1 protein-coding gene is annotated in these 2,598 nt (G+C 68.1%); it reads right to left on the bottom strand.

The features are described 5' to 3' along the window. Positions 1 to 2,598 (bottom strand): autotransporter domain-containing protein (locus tag V8G57_RS26210; RefSeq protein WP_342831974.1); only part of this gene is annotated, 2,598 nt, incomplete at its 5' end.

Genomic DNA, 2,598 nt, shown 5'->3' on the forward strand with positions numbered 1-2,598 from the left:
TCAATCAAGCCTGAAGCGCAGCCCCAGCGCCAGCACGCTGTTGCGCAACCCGCCGTTGCCCAGCTGCGCATCGTAGTTCAAGTACCAGCCCCAGCGGCTATCCACCGCCGTATTCAAACCCAAACCCGCCCAGCCAGAACTACGCGCCAAGCCGATCCCCTGTACCGTGAAGCGCGCCGCCGGCGCCCCCACATACGCCGCCCCGAAATCCAGGCTGCCATCGCTGAACGCATGCTGCCACGCCGCGTAAGCCTGCACCACGCTCAAGCCGCCAGCCCATTGGAAACTGCTGTCGCCCCGCACACCCAGCAGCCCCGCCGTCTGTTTGTAAGCCTGGCTGTCCGCCGTCAAGCCGAACACGCCGCCGCTTTCGGTAAAGCCGCCGCGCTTGAGGCGGTCATACGCCAGGCCGGCGTAGGGCGTCAGCCGCATGTCGGCCGAGAGCGGCAACACATAACCGCCTTCCGCATAGGCCGACCACAGGCTGTCCGTGTGGCTGGTCCCCAGGTTCTGCTCGCTATTGCCGATCACCGCGCTGCGCGTCACCGTGCTGTCGATGCTGGCTGCGCCCGCCCGTCCCGCGACATACCAGCCGTCCGCACCGAATGCATGGCGGCCATACAGGGAGACGCCGGTGCTGTGCCCCTTCGATTGACCGCCCAGCCGGTCGAAGCTGGCCTTGCTGTCCGCATACGCCAGCGCCGCGCCAACGATGGTCGCGGCATCGAGCCGGGTATCGACGCCGAACTGCCCGCCCCACAAGGAAGTGTCGCCGCTGGCATAACCGCTCTCGCGCAAGGTGCCTGAAGCGCCGATGGCGCTGACCCACAATCCGCTGCCGTCATGCGCCTGGCTGCCCAGCGCCGCCAGCCGGTTGCCCAGGTCGCGGTTCAAGGCCTGCGACTGCTGGAAAGTGAGCGCCTGGGCCGAGGCGTGGATCTGGCCCGACAGGCTGTCCAGCACCTGCCCCGCCACCGCGATGCTGGCGCTCTTCTGCAACGCCGCGGCGCTGGCCAGGAATTCGCCGTTCACCCCTGCCGTATTGCCGCTGGCGACCATCTGGTCCGCCGCCTGCAAGCCGGCCTCCAGGTTCGCCGCCGCATTGTTGCGGGTCGCGTCGCCTTTGAAAGCGGCCGCCGCCATGACGACGGCATTGGTGCGGCTGATCTGCAAGTCCACTTCCCTGGCCTGGTAGGACAGGTTCGCTGCAATGAACACGCCCGGCGTAAAACTGACGCCATCGGCCTCGAAACTGATATCGCTGAACTGTCCGCTGACGCCGCCTGCCGCGGTCAGCACCTTGCCGGTCACGCCCGCCTGCTGCGTCACATACCCCGAAGGATCCGTGCTGCCGCCGGGCGTGGTGGCGACCAGGTGCGAATTGCCCAGGATCGCCGCACCGCCCACCGTCAGCGTGGTGTTGAGCTGGTTCGCCAGTACCGCCGCCGGCGTGGCGACGTAATTGCCGCCGATGGTGAGGCCGGCGCCGCTGTTGTCGACCCGTCCGCTGTTGCTGACATTGCCATGGATGCGGCCGCCATCGCCGCCCAGCCGGCCTGCCGCGCCGACATTGACGCTGGAAGCCACCGCTCCGGTGATGTTCAGGCTGCCGCCGAGGATGTTGCTGGCGCCCTGGTAGGTATTGTTGCCGGCCAGGGTCAGCTGGCCGCTGCCGCTCTTGTTGAGGCCGGCGTCGCCGCCGATATCGTTCCTGAACACCGAGGCGGCGTTGTCGAACTGGACGTTGACGTTGGGCCCCAGCGCCAGGCGCGTATCGAACAGCGCCGGTCCGTTGACCGCCTTGCTGGCGTTGAGCAATCCCCAGCCGTAGGTGGCGCTATCGTGCATGTCGGTCGCCGTCGACAGGATGGTCTGGCGGATCAGGTCGGCGTTCATCCAGGGATAGGCCTGCTGCACCAGCACCGCGGCGCCGGTCACCGCCGGCGCCGCGAAAGAGGTGCCGAAGACCCGGGCGCCGCTGACGCTGGAGATGAAATCGCCAGCTGCGGCCAGGCACCAGTTGGCGGCCACGCCGCAGCGGTTGGCGTAGCTGGAGATGGCGCCCGGCACCGTATCGCTGGCGCTATAGCCGTTGCTGCCGCCGGCGGCGTTGACCGCGGTGACCGCCAGCCAGCCGCTTTGCAGGTCGCCGAACAGCGATGGCAGGCTGGCGTTCAGGTTCGGCTGCGCCGCGCCGTCATTGCCGGTGGACCAGACGAACAGCCCTTTCTGGGCCACGTAAGGGTGGTACAGGTTGTACAGGGCCAGCGCCTGGGCCACCGAGGCGCCGCTGGCGCTGATGCCGTTGGACTGGTTGAAGATGCGCACGCCCTTGGCGAACAGGTCCTGGTAGATCTGGCTGCTGAGCAGCAGGCTGTTGCCGGTGGTGCCGGCGGCGGCGGCCTGCACGAATACGCCGGGGGCGATCCCCAGGGTGCTGCCGGCCAAGGCCTGCGCCACTTCGGCGCCGTGCATGTTGCCGTTGGCGCCGCCGCTGCTGTAGACGGTCTTGCTGATGCGGCCGGCCAATTGGGGATCGCTGACGTCGAAATCGGTATCGACCACGCCGACCGCGACGCCGGCGCCGGTCATGCCTTG

This window comes from Collimonas rhizosphaerae (assembly GCF_038896935.1).
Classification (GTDB): Bacteria; Pseudomonadota; Gammaproteobacteria; order Burkholderiales; family Burkholderiaceae_D; genus Collimonas; species Collimonas rhizosphaerae.